Annotated in this window: 16 protein-coding genes; 6 read left to right on the top strand and 10 right to left on the bottom strand. The window is 64.8% G+C overall.

The annotated features are described in order from the left end of the window. Positions 1–55: 55 nt before the first annotated feature. Positions 56–205, top strand: a complete 150-nt coding sequence (locus IG178_RS20025; protein ID WP_193214363.1) for a hypothetical protein — start codon at positions 56–58, stop codon at positions 203–205. A 221-nt stretch (positions 206–426) separates the two neighbouring features. After that, on the top strand, positions 427–1182 hold the full coding sequence (locus IG178_RS20020) for a helix-turn-helix transcriptional regulator (protein ID WP_193214362.1): 756 nt from the start codon (positions 427–429) through the stop codon (positions 1180–1182). 165 nt (positions 1183–1347) lie between these two features. Here IG178_RS20020 and IG178_RS25970 read toward each other — a convergent pair whose 3' ends face one another. The 5 genes from IG178_RS25970 to IG178_RS20000 form a co-directional block, all read right to left on the bottom strand. Next, entirely contained in the window at positions 1348–1476 is a 129-nt protein-coding gene (locus tag IG178_RS25970) for a hypothetical protein (protein ID WP_255518995.1), read from the bottom strand. An 87-nt stretch (positions 1477–1563) separates the two neighbouring features. Further along, entirely contained in the window at positions 1564–2781 is a 1218-nt protein-coding gene (locus IG178_RS20015; RefSeq protein WP_193214361.1) for an RsmB/NOP family class I SAM-dependent RNA methyltransferase, read from the bottom strand. Positions 2782–2863: 82 nt separating this feature from the next. Then, entirely contained in the window at positions 2864–4171 is a 1308-nt protein-coding gene (locus tag IG178_RS20010; RefSeq protein WP_193214360.1) for a UDP-glucose dehydrogenase family protein, read from the bottom strand. Between the two features lie 82 nt (positions 4172–4253). Beyond that, positions 4254–5030, bottom strand: a complete 777-nt coding sequence (locus IG178_RS20005; protein ID WP_193214359.1) for a TSUP family transporter — start codon at positions 5028–5030, stop codon at positions 4254–4256. Positions 5031–5201: 171 nt separating this feature from the next. After that, a complete protein-coding gene (locus IG178_RS20000; RefSeq protein ID WP_193214358.1) occupies positions 5202–8012 on the bottom strand; it encodes a hypothetical protein in 2811 nt (936 codons plus the stop codon). A 134-nt stretch (positions 8013–8146) separates the two neighbouring features. Here IG178_RS20000 and thrS point away from each other — a divergent pair, with 134 nt between their 5' ends. The 3 genes from thrS to IG178_RS19985 all read left to right on the top strand — a co-directional run bounded on the left by thrS (position 8147) and on the right by IG178_RS19985 (position 11728). Further along, entirely contained in the window at positions 8147–10021 is a 1875-nt protein-coding gene (gene thrS / locus IG178_RS19995) for a threonine--tRNA ligase (RefSeq protein ID WP_193214357.1), read from the top strand. Positions 10022–10392: 371 nt separating this feature from the next. Continuing rightward, positions 10393–11049: a translation initiation factor IF-3 gene (gene infC / locus IG178_RS19990; protein WP_193214356.1), complete on the top strand. Its 657-nt coding sequence runs from the start codon at positions 10393–10395 to the stop codon at positions 11047–11049. Positions 11050–11053: 4 nt separating this feature from the next. Beyond that, positions 11054–11728, top strand: a complete 675-nt coding sequence (locus tag IG178_RS19985) for an HAD hydrolase-like protein (protein WP_193214355.1) — start codon at positions 11054–11056, stop codon at positions 11726–11728. Here IG178_RS19985 and IG178_RS19980 read toward each other — a convergent pair. The 4 genes from IG178_RS19980 to IG178_RS19965 form a co-directional block, all read right to left on the bottom strand. After that, positions 11685–12413: a carboxylesterase family protein gene (locus IG178_RS19980; RefSeq protein WP_193214354.1), complete on the bottom strand. Its 729-nt coding sequence runs from the start codon at positions 12411–12413 to the stop codon at positions 11685–11687. The two genes, IG178_RS19985 and IG178_RS19980, sit on opposite strands and share 44 nt — an antisense overlap. A 65-nt stretch (positions 12414–12478) precedes the next feature. After that, complete coding sequence (locus IG178_RS19975) at positions 12479–14065, bottom strand: NAD(P)/FAD-dependent oxidoreductase (protein WP_193214353.1); 1587 nt, start codon at positions 14063–14065, stop codon at positions 12479–12481. Between the two features lie 79 nt (positions 14066–14144). Continuing rightward, the gene (locus IG178_RS19970) at positions 14145–15446 is read right to left on the bottom strand and encodes a DUF1552 domain-containing protein (protein ID WP_193214352.1); all 1302 of its coding nucleotides are present in this window, start codon (positions 15444–15446) and stop codon (positions 14145–14147) included. Between the two features lie 17 nt (positions 15447–15463). Then, positions 15464–17764 carry a DUF1592 domain-containing protein gene (locus IG178_RS19965; protein WP_193214351.1) on the bottom strand — a complete coding sequence of 767 codons (2301 nt, stop codon included), beginning with the start codon at positions 17762–17764 and terminating at the stop codon, positions 15464–15466. Positions 17765–18009: 245 nt separating this feature from the next. Between IG178_RS19965 and IG178_RS19960 the strand changes: the two genes are divergently transcribed. After that, entirely contained in the window at positions 18010–18861 is an 852-nt protein-coding gene (locus IG178_RS19960) for a hypothetical protein (protein WP_193214350.1), read from the top strand. Between the two features lies 1 nt (position 18862). On the opposite strand, the gene hflX is transcribed toward IG178_RS19960, so the two are convergent. Continuing rightward, positions 18863–20149: a GTPase HflX gene (hflX, locus tag IG178_RS19955; protein WP_193214349.1), complete on the bottom strand. Its 1287-nt coding sequence runs from the start codon at positions 20147–20149 to the stop codon at positions 18863–18865. Positions 20150–20179 lie beyond the last annotated feature (30 nt).

Raw genomic sequence — 20179 nt, 5'->3', positions numbered from 1 at the left:
TCGTGCCAGGACCCTTTCTCCGTGCCATGCCGGCGCCCGGTGTCACGATCCGGGCATGTCGAGCGCGGATGACGATGAGCGGACCTGCGACGCCTGTGGCGGGGAGTCGGCGATCGTGGTGGATGGCGTCGCCTGGTGCGCTCCCTGCCTGCATGACCGGGGGGGCTGCTGCGGAGAGTTCAGCGGCGCGGACCAAGGGACATGAACCGGGAGTGGTTCCGGTTGCTTGATAATTCATGGTAGCATGTAGGCACAAAGGCATCGCATCATGTATCGGATGCAGAGGAAAGTTGGTGGAAAGAACCAAATGACATGAATTCGGTTGCCCGGGTGTTGGCAGGAAGGCGCAACATGTCGGTATCCGGAACTTCCCGGAGTTGAAAATCCATGTCTGCACCTGTGCTTAGTGAGTCGGAAGTCCGGTCGATGATTCGCTTGGTGGGAGAAGTTGCCGCGATGCGGGGCGGGATGATCGAGAAGCGGCGCAAGCTCATGAACGGCTTGCTCAAGCTGCTCGGAGCGGACCGGTGGTGGTGGTCGGTGGCCAACCCCAACGGGCCGGACGGACGGCCGAGTTACACCGCGGTTTCGCACGGCGGGTTCGAGGACGGGCTGTTCGCGAAGCTTCTCGCCGCCGTCGAGTTCCCCGGATCCTGGCATGTGTTCACCTACTTTGCCCGCGAGCTGGAGGAGACGAAAGTCCACATGACCCGGACCCGGCGGCAGATGGACTTCGACGGCCGTTTCGAATCGCCGGAGACAAAGCGGATGTGGAACGAGGCGGGAGTCGGCGACTTGCTGCTGTCGGTGTGTCCCTTGGAAACGGGCGATTACAGCGCGGTGGGGATTTATCGTTCCTCTGACAGCCGGCCCTTCGATCCGCGGGAGGCGCATATCACCCATCTCCTCATGACGGAGTTGACCTGGCTCCACGCGCTGGGTTGGACGGAGGATCAGAACGAAACTCTGCCAAAGTTGTCACCCCGGCGGCGCACCGTCTTGAATCTGGTGCTTGAGGGTCAATCCCGCAAAGAGATGGCGGCTGCCCTGAAGATCTCAGTGCACACCCTGGACGGCTACGTGAAGGATATCTTCCGGCACTTCGGGGTCCACTCCCAGGCGGAGTTGATCGCCAGCTTCCGGACGGGGGAGGGGGCGGTTACCCCCGGATCAGGGGACTAGGCCCGGCAGTGGGATCCGGGTAGCTTGCCGGCGTTCCAATTTCGGCGAGTCCATTTCTCCCCCCGAGAGGGCAAAGCCAACCAAATGTCCCGTCGTCGCGCTGGATCGCGGCCGGATCGCTCATGATGCGGATGCTTTGAGGCGCGACGGCGGGCAATCGGTCACTCAGGGTGCCGCGGGTGCCGTCTGCTTGGAAAACTCCGCGGTGCTGCTCAGATACCAGATGGCAGCGCCGGTGCCGATCACGGCGAAGAGGATGGTCAGGGCAATAAGCAGGCCGAAACAGGATTTCATCGGAAGACGTTCGGGCACCAGTGTTCAGTTTTCTCCTGAACCGGCAAGGTCGGGTTTTTGCGCGGGTGGACGGCCATCCCGGCTGAATCAGGAGAGGACCAGCCGGGCGGCGTAGGCGCCGTCGGTTCCGTCGGCCTGGGGGGTCACCTGGCGGCTGGATTCGAGGCGGAGCTCGGGGTGATCGGCAAGCACGCTGGCGATGAGGTCCGCGTTCTCTTCCGCTTCGATCGAGCAAGTCGAGTAGACCAAGCGGCCGCCCGGCTTCAGGCAGGGCAGGGCGTTTTCGAGGATCTTCCGCTGCAGCTTGGTCAACTCGGCGATATCCTGCGACCGGAGGCGCCAGCGGACATCGACGCGGCGGCGGAACACGCCGGTGTTCGAGCACGGGACGTCGAGCAGGATGGCATCGAAGGCGCCATGCCACTGCTCCGGTGCCGGCAGGCTCCAGTCGTGGGGCTCGACGGCCGCGTCGCCGCAGTGGAGGCGCCCGAGGTTCTCCCGCAAGCGGGGCAGGCGCTTTTCGTTGGAGTCGGTGCACAGCAGGTCCTTGCCCCCGCCTTGGGCCGCGGCGATGAGGAAGGCCTTGCCGCCGGGCGCGGCGCAGGCATCGAGGATCTTTTCGCCGGGCCGGGGATCGAGCAGCTCGACGGAGTGGCGGGTGGCGGGATCCTGGATGTAGATGGCGCCCTTGCCGAGAAGCTCGCCCGGGACCTGGCCTTCGATCCGCATGAAGCCGGGCGGCAGGTCCGGGTCCTCGGGCGGGGCGGGGGCATCCGCCGCCAGCGGGTTGATCCGGGCGAATGTCGGGGCGGGCTGGTTGTTGAAGGCCATCAACGCGATCGCCTCCTCCTCGCCGAAGGCCGCGCTCCAGCGCTTGAACAACCAGTCGGGGTGGGAATGGCGGACCTCAGGTGGCAATTCCTCCAGGTCGAGCAGCTTCTTCTTCGATGAGGCAGCGCGACGCAGCACGGCGTTGATCAGGCCACGCACCGAGCTCTTGCCGAGCTCGACGGTTTCAAAGACCGCCGCGTGGTCCGGTAGTTCGAGGATCAGGAGCTGGCACAGGCCGACCCGCAGGATGTCGCGGGTTTCGTCGTCGAGCTTGCCCTTGCGCAGGCCGGCGATCCAGTGGTCGAGGAGCCGCAGGTTGCGCAGCACGCCGAGGACGATGGCATTCAACAGGGCCCGGTCGGCCGAGGAGAGGCCGTTGCGGGACGCGTGGCGCTCGATCAGGCCTTCGGCGTAAACGTGACCCTTGGACCAGGCGCGGAGGATGGAGACCGCGGCGCGGCGAGGAGATTTCATGGCGTGGACGAGGGTTGGAAAAAGAACGGGGCACGGACGAAACGCCCGTGCCCCGGTGGGTTCAAGTCTTTCGTTGGCCGGCTCAGCGGCCGATCGAGTAATACTCGAGGCCGGCGGCTTCGGCGTCTTTTGGATCGAGAATGTTGCGGCCGTCGAAGACCAAGGGGGTGCGGAGGCGCTTCTTGATCTCGCTGAGGTCGGCCTGGGCGAACTCCGGCCATTCCGTGCCGATGACCAGTGCGTCGGCGCCGTCGAGGGTCTCGTAGAGGTCGGCGTGATAGCTGATGTCGCCTTCGAGGTCTCCGAATTTCTTGGCGGTCTCGATACCTTGCGGATCGGTCGCGGCCACGACGGCACCCTCCTGGAGCATCTTCTGGCAGAGCTTGATCGCGACCGACTCGCGGACGTCGTCGGTGTTTTGTTTGAACGCGAGGCCCCACAGCGCGATCTTCTTCTCGCGGAAGACCCAGAGCTTTTCCCGGACCTTGTTGAGGAATCGTTCCAGCTGGTTCGCGTTGATGGACTCGACTTCCTTCAGGAGGCCGAAGGGCTGGCCGAGGGCTTCGGAAATATGGATGAAGGCCTTGATGTCCTTCGGGAAGCAGGATCCGCCGTAGCCGAGCCCGGCGTTGAGGAAGGCGCGGCCGATGCGCTTGTCCATGCCGATGCCTTCCGCGACCTTCTCGACGTCGGCACCGGATGCCTCGCAGATGTTCGCGACGGCATTGATGTAGGAAATCTTGAGGGCGAGGAAGGAGTTTGCGGCGTGCTTGATCAGCTCGGCCGAATTGATGTCGGTGACCAAGACGGGAGCCACGAAGGGTTCGTAGATCTTCTGCATCATCGCCAGGGCGCGGTCGTCGTTGGAGCCGATGACGATGCGGTCCGGGTTCAGCAAGTCGTCGACGGCGCAACCTTCACGGAGGAACTCGGGATTCGACACCACGCCGAACTCGACCCCTTCCGGGGCGTAGCGGCGGACGGTTTGTTCCACCTTGTCGCCGGTCTTCACCGGGACCGTGGACTTGTCGACGATCACCCGGTAGCCGGTCTCAGGGGTCAGGCACTGGGCGATCTCGCGGGCGACCTTCTCGATGAACGAGAGGTCCACCGAGCCGTCGGGCTGGGGCGGGGTGGGAACCGCGATGAAAATGACATCACCGTCGCGGACGCCTTCCTCGGTGGAAGTTGTGAATTTCAATCGGCCGGCGGCCACGTTGGACTTCACCAGTTCGGCCAATCCGGGCTCATAGATCGGCACCTGGCCGTCCAGGAGGGTTTTCACCTTCTCCGGATTGTTGTCCACGCAGGTGACCTGATGGCCGACTTCGGCAAAGCAAGTGCCGGAGGTTAGACCGACATATCCGGTCCCGATGATGCTGATTTTCATGATTTAGGGGGGGTGAGCGCGAGCGGTCTAGCAGCCCGGGCGTGCCGGGGCAAGCCCCGCGATGACGTAATGGCAGCGGATCTCAGGCCATTTGCTTCCAGAACAAGCTCGCCGCGATGCCGAGTCCGATGGCCGAGACAATGGCCCGGACCGCAATGGCGGGGATCTTCTGGGCGAAGTGGCTGCCGAGGAAATAGCCAGGGATGGAACCCGCCACCAGCCAGCCGGCGAGCCGCCAGTCGACCGCCCCGCAGGCAATGAAGTAGATCACCGAGGCGATGTTGCAGAGCATGCCGAGCAAGGCCTTGATGGCATTCATGCGGTTGACGTCGCGGAGTCCCAGCAGGCCCAGTCCGGCCAACATCATGATGCCGATTCCGGCCCCGAAATAGCCGCCGTAGAGGGCGACGCCGCTTTGGAACAGGAGTCCCCAGGCCTTCGGGCGATCGGGTTCGGTGTCGGGCTCCTTCTCCCGCTTCCGCCGCAGCCAGCGCTGGATCGGGCCGTTGAGCATGAACAGGGCGGTGGCGAAGAGCAGCAGCCACGGGACAACCTTGTCGAAGAATTCCGACGGCAGCGCGAGCAGCAGCATGCCGCCGCCCAGGCCGCCGAGGAGGCTGACGATGCCCATCGGCAGGATCCACGGCTTCACTTCCGCGAGACGCCTGCGGAAGGCCCACAGGCTCCCGGGCATGCCGAGGAACAGCGCCACGGTCGAGGTGGTGTTCGCCATCACACCGGAAAGCCCCGCCGCCAAGAGGGCGGGGAAGGTGAGCATGGTCCCGCCACCGGCGATCGAATTCATCACCGCCGCCAGGAAGCCGGCGGCGAGGACGATCCATTCGGAGGATTCGGGCACGGACGGAACCAAGCGGCAGATCCGTGAGACCCGTCAAGGCCAGGGATGACCGGGGATGAATTCGGCGAGGTTGTCCCGCGAACTCCAGGTATTCTTCCGGACCGCTTGGAGAATTGGGGCAAGGGGATCACCAATGAAAACGAGGCACTTCGCCCGAGTTCGGGACACGGCTCAAGGTTGGATGCGGTCCTCGGCCGCCGGTAGCCACGTGCCGCCGATTTTCGCCATCAGGCGGACTTTCATGCCGTCCTCCGGGATCTCGCCGGCGGGATAGACCTGCAGCCGGAAGATCGCCTCGCCTGCCGTGGACGCGACGTCGCCATCGCCGTCGCTGTTGGCATCGATGAACAGCAGGTCGCCTTTGTCCCGCAGGGATCCGTTGCCTTGGGAATCCACCATCACCAGCCGGTCGGAGGCGTCATAGAGTTCCACCCGGGCGGGGGCGGAAGTTTCGATCCGGAGGTCCAGTTGGGGGGCATCGGTCGCCGGATGGAGATAGTGATGGTGGATCGGGACGCTGTAGAACGCGTTGCGCTTGAACTCCCCGACATCGATGACGGCAGCGGCGACTCCGTTTTCGGCGGCGTCCACGGTCCAGACCGATTGCTGATCCTGCTGGCCCGGCGCGCTCCAGATCACGGTGAGGGTGCCCTCGCCGATATCCCCGGGAGCGGCGGCAAGGTCGATCAATGTGAAGCTGCCCGGATCCACCCGGAATTTCGGAAGGCGGTCCATGCCGTTCGATCCGAGGGTCACCCGGGTGTTGCCGGTTTCAGGGTCGCGGACGGCATCCGCCGGGATCCCGTTGAACGCGAGGGTGCCCTCAACGGCGTGTGCCGCCGGATTGGAAAGGGTCAGCCGGCCCCGCAGCGGTCTTCCTTCGATCGGCAGGATCAAAGCGCGCAAGGGTTGCAGATCCGCAGCCACCGCGGTTTCTCCTGCTTCGGGCGCGGGGGCGTTCTTCTTGATCCCCGCAAGCAGTCGCTCCACCTCGCCGCGGATTCTGGCGGGCAGAAGTTTCTTGTCACCCGCGAGCCGTGTCGCCTCGGCGGCGGCGGCGTCGGAGCCGGGGGAATCCCCGCATTTCGCCAGTAGCACGGCGAGCCGCGCCAGTTCCGGCGGCAGCAAAGCAAACAGGTCGAAGCCGCGCATCAGCCGGATCGCCTCCCGCCGCATCGCCAGCGCTTCCGCATGGCGTCCGGAGATCTCGAGAAAGGCGGCATAGAGCGAGTAGAGTTCACCTTCCCGGAGCTTGCGGCCGGTGGTTCGGTAGGAATCCAGAAGCAAGAGCAGCTCCTCTTCGATGCCTTCCAGCTTCCCGTCGGAGAGCTGCAGGCGGCAGCGCTCGAACCGCGCGTCCTCGCTCCCGTCAGCGATCTGTTCGTCGAGCAAGCGGAGGCCCGCCTCGTGGTCTCCGCTGGCGATCACGGCGCGGGCGTGGACCAGCGCGGCGGCATGCCAGGATCCGCGGGTCATCGTTCTGGTGTCCTTGGCACGTTGCCACAGATCGCGTGAATCGGTCACGAAGGCGGGCTCGAATTCGCCGAGATCGAGGGCGCAGCGGATGACGCCGATGCGGGCGTTGGTCTTGGAGCGGTCCTGATAGGCATCCGGCCATTCCTGTTCCGCGATCCGCAGGAATTCCCCGCGGGCGACCTCCGGCAGTCCGATGGAAACCAGATTGATGGCATTGCCGAGGGCCGACTTGAACCAGATGTTGGTCGTCTCGTCGTCCGGATGCTTCTCCTGCGATTGCGTGGCCCAATCTTGCACCCACAGGCGCCACTCGAGTGCCTCCCGCCAACGCCCGCCGGCTTGGCGATCGTCGGCCATGGCAAGGAACGAGCCGGCATCAAAGCGGGTGAATTCCTTGATCATCTCGAATTCCCCGTTCGCCTTGATTCTGGGCGTCCCGAAGGGTGGAAGCATCGGGATGTTCCTGCGGCGGATCTCCGGCAATGCGACCAAGCCCGGTCCGAGATCGGGGTAGCTGGTGGGATCCAGCGAGTAGCCGGAGCGCCAGATCGCCTGTTCCAGCCATTCGAGCAGCTCTTTCCTGCGGCCGAAGCGGTGGGCGGTGCTCATGCCGTTCATGGCGTTGGTGATGACCTCCCGGGCCCTGACGGTTTCGCCCATCGCGAGGGAGCGGGAAAACATCCAGTCCCAGATCTCCCCCGCCCAGTCGGGATGTTCGCGGCCGCTGTGCAGCTGGGCTTCCCGCCAGATCGCGATGAAGAGCTCGCGGTAGCTGCCTCCCGCATTCACATAAGCGGTGGTTTCCTCGTCGAGCTGGCGCAAGGCGGCCTCGCTGCCGGAACCGCGGAACGTGGCGGCCATGTCGGCGACGATCTTGTTGCGGTCCGGGACCGGGACTCCCGGGACGGGTTTGATCCGCTTCATCGTCGGATCGGGATCACCGGTCGGCAGGCCGCCGAGCTCCGCCATGCCTCGCTCCGATTGAACCGTCAGGGTGGCGGCGATCACCGGGATGCGGGGAGTGGTGAAATTGTACCAGATCAGGTATTCGCGGCCCGGATCGAGCGAATCCAGCGGGAAGTGTTGGATCAGGAACTTGTTGGATTTCGGGAACCGCTCCGTGAGCAGGGGGAAGGGCCGGGTGGAATACTCCGCGAAACTCAGCGAGAACCTTGCCTCGCCTTCCACCGGGGTGATGAACCACTGGATGGCACCGATGCCGGCTCCCGGGGGCTCGGGCTGCAACATGAACCACGCCATTTTTCCATCCAGCCAAGCGGGCGTGGTGAAGCGGAAGCCATGATAGTAGCGATCGCCGATCTTCAATGGAGCCGCCGGGGGATCAATCAGATGGAACTTCGCGAACCCGTCCGCTGCCTTGCCCATCTCGACCTTTGGAAAGCGGTCGATCTCTTGTTGCAGGGTTCTCTCCCGTTCCGCGGCGCCGACGGGTGACGTGGCAAGAAGGCATGGGAGGGAAAGGACGATCGCGAGTTTCCGCATCATGTCGCCATGCTTCCCGCTGGGTCCTGCCGTGGCAAGCCGATGGAACGACCGGAGGTGGGGTTTTTCGAATCGGGAAAGTCGGGATGCCGATTCGCCATTGAAAAACCCGCCGCGGCCTGCAATCTCGCCGCCTCATGTCCGACCGGAAGACCCTCGACGAACGCAACCAGATGACCGACTTGGAGCGCCTGCGGCACTCCACCGCACACGTGATGGCGACCGCCATCCTGCGGATCTGGCCCGACGCCCAGTTCGCTTACGGGCCGCCGATCGAGAATGGCTTCTACTACGACTTCGACATGAAGCACCGGATCACGCCGGACGATTTCGAAAAAATCGAGGCGGAGATGCGCAAGGTCGCGAAGGAGAACCAGCGCTTCGAGCGGAAGGTCATCTCCCGCGACGAGGCCAAGGCCCTCGCGGAGAGCGGACGCCTCGGCGGACTCTCGGAGCGCCCGGGCAACGCCAGCCGCTTCAAGCTCGACCTGATCGACAAGATCCCCGAGGGCGAGGAGATTTCCTGCTTCCAGAACGGCGACTTCATCGACCTCTGCGCCGGCCCGCACGTCGGCTCCACCGCGAAAACAAAGCACGCGAAACTCATGAGCGTTTCCTCCTCGTTTTACATGGGTGACGAGTCGAAGGGCCAGTTGCAGCGGCTCTATGGCACGGCCTTCCCGACCAAGGACGAACTCGACCAGCATCTGGTCCGGTTGGAAGAAGCCAAGAAGCGCGACCACCGCCGCCTCGGCCGGGAGCTGCAGTTGTTCCACATCGACGAATCGGTCGGCCAGGGCCTGATCTTGTGGAAGCCGAAGGGCGCACTGGTTCGCCGCGCGCTGCAGGACTTCATTACCCAGGAGCTCGACAAGCAGGGCTACTCGCAGGTCTTCACCCCGCACATCGGCAAGCTCGACCTCTACCGGACGAGCGGCCATTTCCCGTACTATCAGGAAAGCCAGTACCCGCCGATCGCCGAGCGGGACACCCTGGAGAAGCTGGCCGACGAGGATGCCTCGTGCGCCACGCTGATCAACGGCCTGAACGAGGGCACCTACGAGGGCTACATGCTCAAGCCAATGAACTGCCCTCACCACATCAAGATTTTCGCCAGCGAGCACCGCTCGTACCGCGATCTGCCGGTGCGGCTCGCCGAGTTCGGCACGGTCTATCGCTGGGAGCAATCCGGCGAACTCGGAGGCATGACGCGGGTGCGGGGTTTCACCCAGGACGACGCCCACCTTTTCTGCACCCCGGACCAAGTCGCCGCTGAACTCGTCGGCTGCCTGAGCCTCGTCAAGACGGTGTTGACCACGCTCGGCATGTCGGACTACCGGGTCCGGGTCGGCCTGCGGGATCCGGACGACAGCAAGTTCACCGGGGATCCGGAAAAGTGGGATCTCGCCGAGAACGCTTGCCGCGCGGCGGCCGCTACCCTGGACGTCCCCTTCTCGGAGGAAGCCGGTGAGGCGGCCTTCTATGGTCCGAAGATCGACTTCGTGGTGAAGGATGTGATCGGCCGCGACTGGCAGCTTGGCACGGTCCAGGTCGACTACGTCCTGCCGGAACGCTTCGACCTGAGCTACGTCGGTTCCGACAACACGGCCCATCGTCCGGTGATGATCCACCGTGCGCCGTTCGGGTCGCTGGAGCGATTCACCGGCCTTCTGATCGAGCACTTCGAGGGCAAATTCCCGACCTGGCTCGCGCCGGAACAGGTCAGGGTGCTGCCGATTTCCGACAAGTTCCTCGAGGCCGCCGAAGAAGCGACGGTCCGCCTGGCGGAAGCCGGCGTGAGGGTTTCGCTCGACCGTAGTTCCGACAAGGTGGGGGCGAAGATCCGCCTGGCCCGCCTCGATCGGGTGCCCTACATGCTGGTGCTCGGTGCCAAGGAAGTGGAGGAGGGGACGGTCACCATCCGTCACCGCGAAAAGGAGGATCTGGGAGCCAAGCCGCTGGACCAGTTCATCGAGGAAATCACCGCCGAGATCCGCGAACGCCGTTTGTAACGAATCGGTCACGGGCGGCAGGCGCGTAAAATCTCGCTTGCCGCTCGGTCCGGATGCCCCTATAGAATCGCTCCAGTCGCCCGCGAAGGGGATGGGATCACGTCCCGCTGACGCGCATCAAGCGACCGATGGCATCACGCCAACCAATGCATTTCTTGGAACGATATAAGAGGAATCCCGAACCCGGTCATCGTGACCGGCCTCGTTGTTGCGGCTCCGTATGATCCCTGATCCGGACGCTCGTTCCACTTACCCCTTCGCAGGCGAAGGTGCGGTTTTGCCGTGCCCGCCTGTGTCGCACTGAACCTACGGAGGACAAGACCATCGCCAGACCAAAAAGAGGAAACTTCAGGGGTCGTCAGCAACGCGACATGACGCGTGTGAACGACCGGATTCGCGCGCCCAGGGTGCGCGTCGTGCTGTTCAATGGAGACCAGCTCGGCGTGATGAGCACCCGTGAAGCGCTCGACAAGGCGAAGATGATCGGGATGGACCTGATCGAAATCGCCGCCAACGCGGATCCGCCGGTCTGCCGCATCGTCGACTACGGCAAGTACAAGTACGAGCAGTCGAAGCTGAAGAAGCAGAAGTCGAAGAGCTCGACCCGGATGAAGGAAGTGAAGTTCCGTGTCCGCACGGGCCAGCACGACTACAACATCAAGATGGGCCGGGCCGAGACCTTCCTCGACGGTGGCCACAAGGTGCGGATCGTCCTTCAGTTCCGCGGTCGTGAAAACGCCCACAAGGAACTCGGCTTCGACGTGCTGAAGCGGATCATCGAGGACCTCAAGACCATGGCGCACGTGGACCAGGAGCCCCGGCTCAACGGTCGTGCGGTCGGGATGACCCTTTCCCCGCTGCCCGAGCATCAGCGCAAGCGCCACTTCCACCTCTACCACGGCGAGTTGATCGAGGAAGATGACTTCGACGACGACGACGAGGAGGAGGACGAAGACGAGGATGGCGAGGTGATCGATTCCGGTGACGACCACGACGACGAGGAGGAATCCCCGGAGTCGGAAAAGTAACCGGGTGAGTCCGTCACTCTGGTTGTTCGACATCGACGGCACCCTGGTGGACACCGGGGGTGCCGGGATGCGGGCCTTGCAGGCAGCGGCGGAAGAGTGCTTCGGCCATGCCGGGCCTCCCCTCGATTTGGCCGGCAGCACCGATCTGGGAGTGCTGGCCGGCATTCTCGACCATTTCGGCGAGCCCCACGGCGACGAGGTGGCGGATCGCTATTTCGCGGCCTACCACCGGCACTTGGAGCGGAACCTCCGGCACGGCAATTTTCCCGGCCGGGTGCTTCCGGGTGTGAGCGAGCTCCTGGAGTCGCTGGCTTCCGTGCCCGGTGTGAACGTGGGCTTGCTGACCGGGAACACGGCGGCGGGTGCGGCGATCAAGATGCGCCACTTCGGTCTCGACGGCCATTTTGCCTTCGGGGCCTATGGCTGCGATTTCGCGGACCGCAATCGTCTGGGCCCGGTCGCCATCGAACGCGCATCACGGCATTCCGGGCGTTCCTTTTCCCCGGAAGAGATCCTGGTCATCGGCGACACGCCGAAGGATATCGCCTGTGCCCGGGCCATCGGGGCGAGATGCCTTGCCGTCGCGACGGGTGCGTTCGGCCGCGATGTGCTGCAGCAAGCCGGAGCCGATTGGGTCAGGGAGACGCTGGAAGGATTTTCATCCGCTTGGTTGTCTTGACCGGGCGCTGTTGCAGCATCATCCACGCGAAGAGCGCCGGCGTTGAATACGCCTGGCTCCATGAGTCATGCTTGGCGTCGGGATAGTAGGAGGTGCGAAGCCGGGTGCCGCCGGCGGCGAGGATAGCTTTCTCCATCTCGCGGGTCTTGGTGGCGGGAACGACATCGTCCTGATCACCGTGGAAGGCCCAGATCGGGATGTTCTTCAAGGTTCCGGCGCTTGACGGGTCGCCGCCGCCACAGATCGGGACCCCGCAGGCATAGAGCTCCGGTGCTTTTGCGAGACAGGCCCAGGTTCCGAAGCCACCCATGCTGAGTCCGGTCAAGTGGACCCGTGTTGGATCGACTCGGAGCTTTTTCGTGAGTTCGCGGGTCAAGGCGATGATCTCGTCCGGATTCCACCACCGCTCCGCCGGGCACTGCGGGGCGATCAGGATGAACGGGAACCCATGGCCATCCATGGCGGTCTTGGGAGGGCCGTGCTTCTTGACCATCTCCAAGCTGTCGCCGCGTTCGCCCGCACCATGGAGGAAGATGACGAGCGGATGGGTGCCCTCATCGTATTGTTCGGGGAGATATTGGAGGTAGTGCAGCTCCTGCTCTTTGCCGACAGTGAAGACCTCGGATGTTTCGACGGGGGCGGCGAAGGCGACGGCCGGCGCGAGCAACAGGGCAAGGATTCTCATGACCTGACTCCACCGGGTTTCCTCCTGATGGCAAGCGGGAAGGCAAAAAGATGCAACCGGTCGCGTCAGGAACCCGAGACGGCGGGGGCTTCGCCGAGTTTCATGGCGGGCTCGGCCATTTCTTGGTCGGGAAGCGCCGGGACCGGACGAACGAACAGGGTCTCCAACTCGAGCTTGAACCAAATCCGCATGCCGTGGAGCAGGTGTCTCACGGCCTTGAGATTCGGTTCGAAGGGGACATGCACCAGGAAGCGGTGCTTCAGGTTGTTCTTGCCATAGGTGCCCGCGGCGAGCCGCTTGCGGGCGATCGTTTCCAGGCGCCGGTTGTAGCAGGCCATGAAGCGGGCGAAGATCGCCCCGCCGATGCCGTTGTAGGGCATGGTCGAATATTCTCGGTCGGCGTTCGCATACACCGCACGGACGGGGCCGATGAAGTAGGCGGCGATGTCCATCAGGAAGGCCGCGTGCATCAGGTCGGCATCGCCGACATACTGGTACTTGTTCTTGTAGAGGGCGTAGTACCAGCGGTGATAGGACTGCGGATAGATTTCGTTGTGATGGGCCAGGGCCATCTTCATGCAGTCACCGCCGAGGGCCTTCAGGATGATCTTGTGTGCCGCGTAGGTCGCATGGGCACAGTAGTCGAGACCCTGCGAATAGAGCGGGTCCATGAAGCCGGCCGCATCGCCGGCGAGGATCCAGCCGTCGCCGCAGACCTCGGTCGACTTGTAGGGAAGGTGCTTGTAGATGCGCGCGTCGTTCTCGGCCGGAACCGAGTCCTCGAACATCAACTTGCCGATCGGCTGGTCGACGAGGTGCTGTTTGACCCGCTCGCCCACCGGGCCTTCCGAGGGCGGGGTGAAGAGCCGTTCGTCCCAGGTGACGCCGGCGGAAAAGTCGCCGTTGGAGAGGGGAATGATCCACGACCACCAGCCGCGGCCCATCAGGTGATTGGTGGCGCTGCCGCGCGAGACGGTCGGGCCATCGACCAAGCAGGGGGCCATCTGCCGCGCTTCGTGGGAGTCGAGGCTGCGAACGCCGCTGAAGCGGACCCACATCGAGTGCACCGGATGGCCGGCGAGTTTCCGCCAGGTGCCGCGCTTGCGGGCAATCAAGGCCGCCTTGCCGGAGCAGTCGGCGATCCATCCCGCGGTGATGGTCCGCGTCTCGCCGTCCTGCTTGACCTGGACGACGTTCTTTCCAGCACCGTTCAGCTCGAACGACTTGATCGTGGCGGGCCGGAGGATGTCGCAACCTTCCTTCCCGGCCATTTCGAGCAGGTGAAGGTCGAGCTTGGAGCGGTCCAGCTGGTAGGTGGGGTAGCGGGCCTGGGAGTTGGGCCCGATCTCGGAACAGCAGTTCGGGCAGTCGTTGTCCGGGGTGCTAAACCACATCCGCAGGCCGTGCTTCTGGTAATGCTCGGCCGCCAGGTAGTTGGACAAGCCGAGTACCCGGGTGATGAAGCAGCCGGCGACTTCCGAGGTCGACTCGCCCACCTTGCGGTCGAAAACCTCGGACTTTTCAATGATGAGCACCCGGATCGCCGGCCGCGCGCGCTTGAGCAGCAGGCCGAGGGACGAGCCGGAGAAGGCGCCGCCAAAAATCACGACGTCATAGTCGCAGGTCGGATAGGCAGCGCTTTCGGAGGGCATCATGTCGGGAGACGACAGGGCGTTCCCTGCGCAGCCTCGATGCTAGCGGCGATCGCCCTCCGCGCAAGGGACAACCGGTTCAGACCTTGTCGAAGACGCCGGTCGAGTCGCCGACCCGGCGCGCCTTGGCGCCCATGCGATCGAGCAGCGACAGGTAAAGGTTGGTCATCGGGGTGCCCTTCGGGGCTTCGATCACGCGTCCCGGGGTGAGCGTGCCCCCGCCTTTGCCCGCCAACAGCACCGGCAGGTCGTCATGGTTGTGACGGTTGCCGTCGGCAATGCCGCCGCCGTAGACGATCATCGAGTTGTCGAGCAAGGAGCCCTCGCCTTCGGGGGTGTCGCGCAACCGCTTCAGGAAATACGCCAGCTGCTCGACATAGAAGCGGTCGATCTTGCCGATCGCCTCGAGCGTCTGGGGATTCCCGCGGTGGTGGGACATCTCGTGGTGCGCCGAGTGGACATCGATCTCCGGAAAGGTCCGGTTCGAGCCGTCATGGGCGAGCAGGAACGAGGAGATGCGGGTGGTGTCGGTCTGGAAAGCGAGGTGCATCAGGTCGAACATCATCCGCATGTGCTCCCCGTAGCCTTCCGGAATACCGCTCGGCCGCTTGTCCTCGGGAACCTCGCGGCGGAACTTCTCGGCCCGTTCGATCCGCGACTCCACGTCCCGGACGGCGGTCAAGTATTCCTCCATCTTGCCGCGGTCGGTCGAGCCGAGGCGGGACTGGAGCCGCTTCGCGTCGTCCATGACGAAATCGAGGATGCTCTTGCGGTAGGCCCGGCGGCGTGAGTCCTCCTTTTCGTTGCCGGAGCCGAACATCTTTTCAAAGACCAGCCGCGGGTCCTTTTCCGCCGGGGCGGGGGTGGACTCATTGATCCACGACAAGTTGAACTGGTAGGCGCAGGAGTAGCCGGAGTCGCAGTTGCCGGAGCTGCGGGCGGGGTCGGTGGACAGCTCCAGCGAGGGCAGCCGGGTCAGGTGTCCGATCTGCTTTGCCGCGATCTGGTCGACCGATTCGCCGGCCTGGATGTCGGCACCGGCGGTCTTGCGGGCCTGGCAGCCGGTGAGGAAACTGGCGTTCGCCCGGGCATGATCGCCGGCACCGTCGCCGTTGGCAAAAGCCTTGTCATGGTCGAGCCCGCGCAGCACGGAGAAGTGCTCACGGAGTTCAGCCAGCGGCTCGAGGGTCTTCGAGATCGTGTAGTCGCGGCCACTGCCGGTGGGGCGCCAGAGGTCGAGGTTCACCCCGTTGGGGATGTAGATGAAAGCCATCCGAGTCGGAGCGGCGGCCTTGGCGGCCTGCGCGGCTTGCAGCGAGGAAAGCGACGGCATTGCCAGCGTGGCGGCGATGCTCTTGAGGAAGGTGCGGCGTGGAGTCATGGCAGGTGCAGGTGTTTTCAGGAATCGCCACGGCGATACTGGAAGGGAACGGAATCGACGACGGCGCGCAGCATGGCGCGCGAGCTGCCGCCGGCCTTCTCGGTTTCGGCAACGATGCGATCGAGGGCGGGCTTGTCGTACCAGTCCAGGCCACGTCCGAGGGCGTAGGTGAGCAGGCGGTTGGCCACCGCCCGGTGGAAATCCGAGAGGTGGTTTTCGACGAGTGCCCGCCGTAGGTCATCGACCCCGTGGATCACGGTGCCGTCGGTCAACTCCCCGGACGCATCGATCGGTTCGCCCTGGTCCTGGTCCCGCCAGGCGCCGGAGGCATCGAAGTTCTCCATGCCGAAACCGATCGGGTCCATCATGGCGTGGCAGGACGCGCAGGACGGGTCTTCGCGGTGCTTCTCGAGTTGTTCACGCATGCTGCGCTTTTCGCCGTGAGGGTTCGGCGGGTCGAGCTGGGGCACGTTCGGCGGTGGTGGCGGCGGTGCGGAATCGAGGAGATTCTCCAGCACGAATTTCCCGCGCAGCACGGGTGAAGTACGAAGGGGATAGGAAGTCAGGAGGTGCACCGATCCGTGGCCGAGGATGCCGCGGCGGTGGCTGTCGGTGAGGGTCACCTTGCGGAAGTCCCGGCCGTGGACGCCCTGGATCCCGTAGTGCTCCGCCAGGTCGCCGTTCAGATAGGTGAAGTCCGCGTCGAGCAGGGTCGACATCGGCAGGTCGTCGCGGACGATCGCTTCGAACAGCATTTCCGTCTCCCGGCGCATCGCGTCGCGCAGCTTCGGGTTGAAGCCGGGGAAGGCGCGGCGGGACGGTTGGGAAGCGGCGACATCACGCAGCCGCAGCCATTGCCCGGTGAAGTTCGAGACGAACTGCCGCGCCCGCGGATCGGCGATCAGGCGGTCCAGTTCGCCGGTGAGGTTGGCGCGCAACTCGCCCCGGTCGGCCAGGTCCATCAAGCGCCGGTCCGGCATCGTGCTCCAGAAAAAGTAAGACAGCCGGGTGGCCAGCGAGTGTTCGTCGATCTTGTGGATCTTCGACGCGTCGTCGGGCTCGGGCTGAGGTTCCTCGCGGTAAAGGAAGGCGGGGGAGACGAGCATCGCCTCGAGCGCCAGCCGCACGCCTTGTTCGGTGTTCTCGCCCTGATCCGTGGCGAGCGAGACAAGCTTGAGGTAGCGTTCGATCTCGCCGTCCCGGACCGGGCGGCGGAAGGCCTTGCGGGCGAAGCCGGTCATGACGCGCAGGGCGTAGTCCTGATCGCTTTCGCCGTTCTCCCGGGGCGGAAAAATCCCGAGGTGGCTGGCGGATTTCGGTGGCGGCGGGCCGTCGAGGGGACCCGAGATCATGACTGAGTTCACCATCAGGTTGCGGTCGCGGCGGGCCGGGTCGGCGGCGTCCTTGTCATAGTAGTCGTTGGTGAAGGCGATGCCGACGGTGCGCTCGCGGGCATTGTCGAAGAACAACTCGTGGCTGTATTCCGCCGGGCGGTCCAGCGGTGCCTCGACGTTCCAGCCGTGGCGTTCCTTGCCATCGATCCGCAGCTCCATCCGCGGCGGGCCGTCGCCGCCCAGGGTGCCGCTCGCGGCGACCGTCATGCGGTACTTGCCGGGGCGGGACGGTTTGAAGGAGATCACCGCCTCGCCGGTGGTGGTCAGATAGTGACCGTCGCCGGAGCGCTGGCCGGGTCCGTCGATGTCGCGGCCGGCATACTTGCGGGACGGCCGGGGGACCGGCCCCGTCTGCACCGTCTGGTCCAGCGAGATCCGGGCCGCCTCGAGGTAGCGCTCGAGGTGGGCCGGGGAAAGGGTCAGCACGTCGCCGATGTTGTCGAAGCCGTAGCCGGAATCATCCGGGGGAATCAGGTCCATTACCTGGACCTTGACGCCGAGCAGGTCGCGCAGGGTGTTTTGATACTCCGTGCGGTTCAGGCGGCGCAAGGTCACCCTGCCGGGATCGGGATGCTCGGGATCGACCGGAAACACCGCCGCGTCGATCCATGCCAGCATCTTCTCCACCTCGGCATCGCTCGGCTGGTCCTCGTCGAGCGGCGGCATCAGGCGGTGGCGGAGGTGGTCGCGGATGCTCTTCCAAGCGAAGCGGTCGGCTTGCATCTCGGCGACCGACTCGAAGCGGTCGATCGCCAACCCGCCCTTCTTCAGGCCGTCGCCGTGGCAATCGAAGCAATAGGTTTCCAGCAAGGGGAGGATTTCCTCCATCGCGGGCTGATGCGGAGGCTGTCCGGTTGCCTCCGCCGGGATGCCGGTCATCGCGATTCCCGCTCCTGAAACGAGGATGGTGGAAAGTCTCCGCATTGCTCCGGGATCCTACGGTCGGGCGAATCGGAAGTTTCGCCCAAAATCGGATGAATTGCATTCAATTGGTTACCATCCGCGGGGGAAAAGACCTTGTTCATTTCTGAGGCTCAGTCAGTCTCAGTCAAAGTTGGAACAAGCGACCGATGTTCGACAACGATTCTCCCGGCCGAAAGACGTCCCCCTCGCGAAGCCCCCATTTCATTCCCCGGAACACAAGTTCGGGGACGGCGAGCGGATACCGGATGAGGCAGACCAAGCCCCTCGAACCCTTGCCGCAGCGCCGCCGCCGCCGGCAACCGGAGCCCTTGGTCCCGCGCGGCTGGATCATCGGCGGGACGCTGCTGGGACTCGGGCTGGTCGTGGGTGCCGTGTGGTTGCTGGTGGCCTTGCTCTTCGGCGGACCGAAAGTGGCCGCCCCTGTTCAGCAAAAGGTCGCGGCCGCGCCCGTCCAGTGGCGCGGTCCGGTTCCGGGCGAAGTGGCGGAGCGTTTCGTTTCCGCCGGCAGTCACGAGGAACGCTTGCAATGGGTGCGCCATCCCGACCGCGTGGGAGCGGCGATGGAGGAGTTTTTCAGCAACGGTCCGGGGGCGCGGGAAAAGGTGATCCGCACCGAGGCTCTCATCGAGGTGGCTTCGGGCGGGATGTTGTTCCAGGAATTCAGGGCGGAGCTGGACAACGGGAAGTCGAGGTTGCTCTGCATCTCGATCGATCCGGCCGGCGCCAAGGTGGACTTCGGCTGCTACGCGATGCGCGGAACGGCGGTGTGGGGGGACCTGCTTTCGGGAAAGCTCGAGTCGGCGGAAGACCTGCGGGTGGTGATTCAACCCGGGAGCTACTACCTGCGCGGGTTCTCCGACGAGCATTCGTGGCGCCACTACAGCCTCTCCGACCACAGGGCGACGGCGCTCGGGCTCCCTGAAGGCGTCGATTTCTACGTCGCCCGCAACAGCCCGGCGGCGGATCTCCTGCAATCCGCCTCCAACGGGTCGGCGTTCCGGGCGATGATTTCCGTGCGGTCGGTGGACGGCAGCGGCCAGCACCGGCAGTTCGAGATCACGGCGGTGAAGACGCTCGGCTGGGTCGAGCCCGACTGAGTCAGAGCGAAAACTCCTCCAGCCGGCCGGCAATGGCGGCAGGGACCACCGCGGTCACCAGGATGTCGTTGTCCTCGTAGTCGGTGGACAGCACCTTGGCATCGCGGTGCAGCACGCCGATCAGGTCGGCGCGGCGCTGCGGGATGCGGTAGCGCCGCCGGCACACCCGGTCGGCCAGCACGCTGGAGCATTGCTGCAGCAGGCCCTCCATGCCCTTGCCGGTGAATGCCGAGATCATCAGCGCGTCGGGGAAAAGGTGGCGCAGCTCGGCGAGCCGGTCCGGGTCGGTGACCTGGTCGATCTTGTTGAGGACCGTGATCGTCCGCTTGTCCACCGCGCCGAGTTCGCCGAGGACCGACAGGGTGGTTTCGTGAAAGCGCTCGATCTCCGGCGAAGTGGCGTCCAGCACGTGGATCAGGAAGTCCGCCAGCACCGCTTCCTCCAAGGTCGCCTTGAACGCCTCGACCAGCCGGTGGGGGAGGTTGCGCACGAAGCCCACCGTGTCGGTGATCAGCAGCGGCTGCCCGTCCGGCAGTTCGATCTTGCGGGTGGTGGTGTCCAGCGTGGCGAACAGCATGTCCTTCGCCATCACCTCGGCCCCGCTGAGCTGGTTGAGCAGGGTCGACTTGCCCGCGTTGGTGTAGCCGACGATGGCGGCGTGGGCGGTGTCAAATTTCTCCCGCTCCTTGCGCTGGGTGGCGCGTTGCTTGCGCACGTCCTCGAGCTCGCGGCGGGCGCGGTCGATGCGGACATGGGCCATCCGGCGGTCCACTTCGATTTGCTTTTCCCCCATCCCGCGGGCCGCGGCCGAGCCGCCGGAACCACCGCCGCCCTCGCGGTCGAGGTGCCCCCACATCCGCGCCATCCGCGGCAGGGCGTACTGCATGCGCGCCAGCTCCACCTGGAGGCGGGCCTCGCGGGTCTGGGCACGCTGGGCAAAAATATCCAGGATCACCTCCTCGCGGTCGATCACGCAGATGTCCGCGGCGCGTTCCCATTCGCGCTGCTGGGACGGCGCCAGGGCATTGTCGAAGACGATGCAGTCGCATTCATGGGCCTTGGCCAGATCGACGATCTCGGCCGCCTTGCCGGTGCCGCAGAGGAACTTCTTGTGCATCTCCCGGCTGCGCGCGAGCACCTTCTCGACCACCCCGATCCCCAGCGTCGTGACCAGCTCGCCCAGCTCCTCCAGCAGCGCCTCCGACTCGTCTTCCTCCCGCGGATCGAAATAAAGGCGCACCAACAGGGCGCGCTCGACCATCTGGGGTTTCTCGCGAACTTCGAACATCCGGGCGGGAATCTGGCACCGCCACCGCGA

This window comes from Neoluteolibacter marinus (genome assembly GCF_014904755.1).
Lineage (GTDB): Bacteria > Verrucomicrobiota > Verrucomicrobiia > Verrucomicrobiales > Akkermansiaceae > Haloferula > Haloferula marina.
Note: the sequence above shows the minus strand (reverse complement) of the source record. Positions and strands in the feature narration are given on the sequence as shown.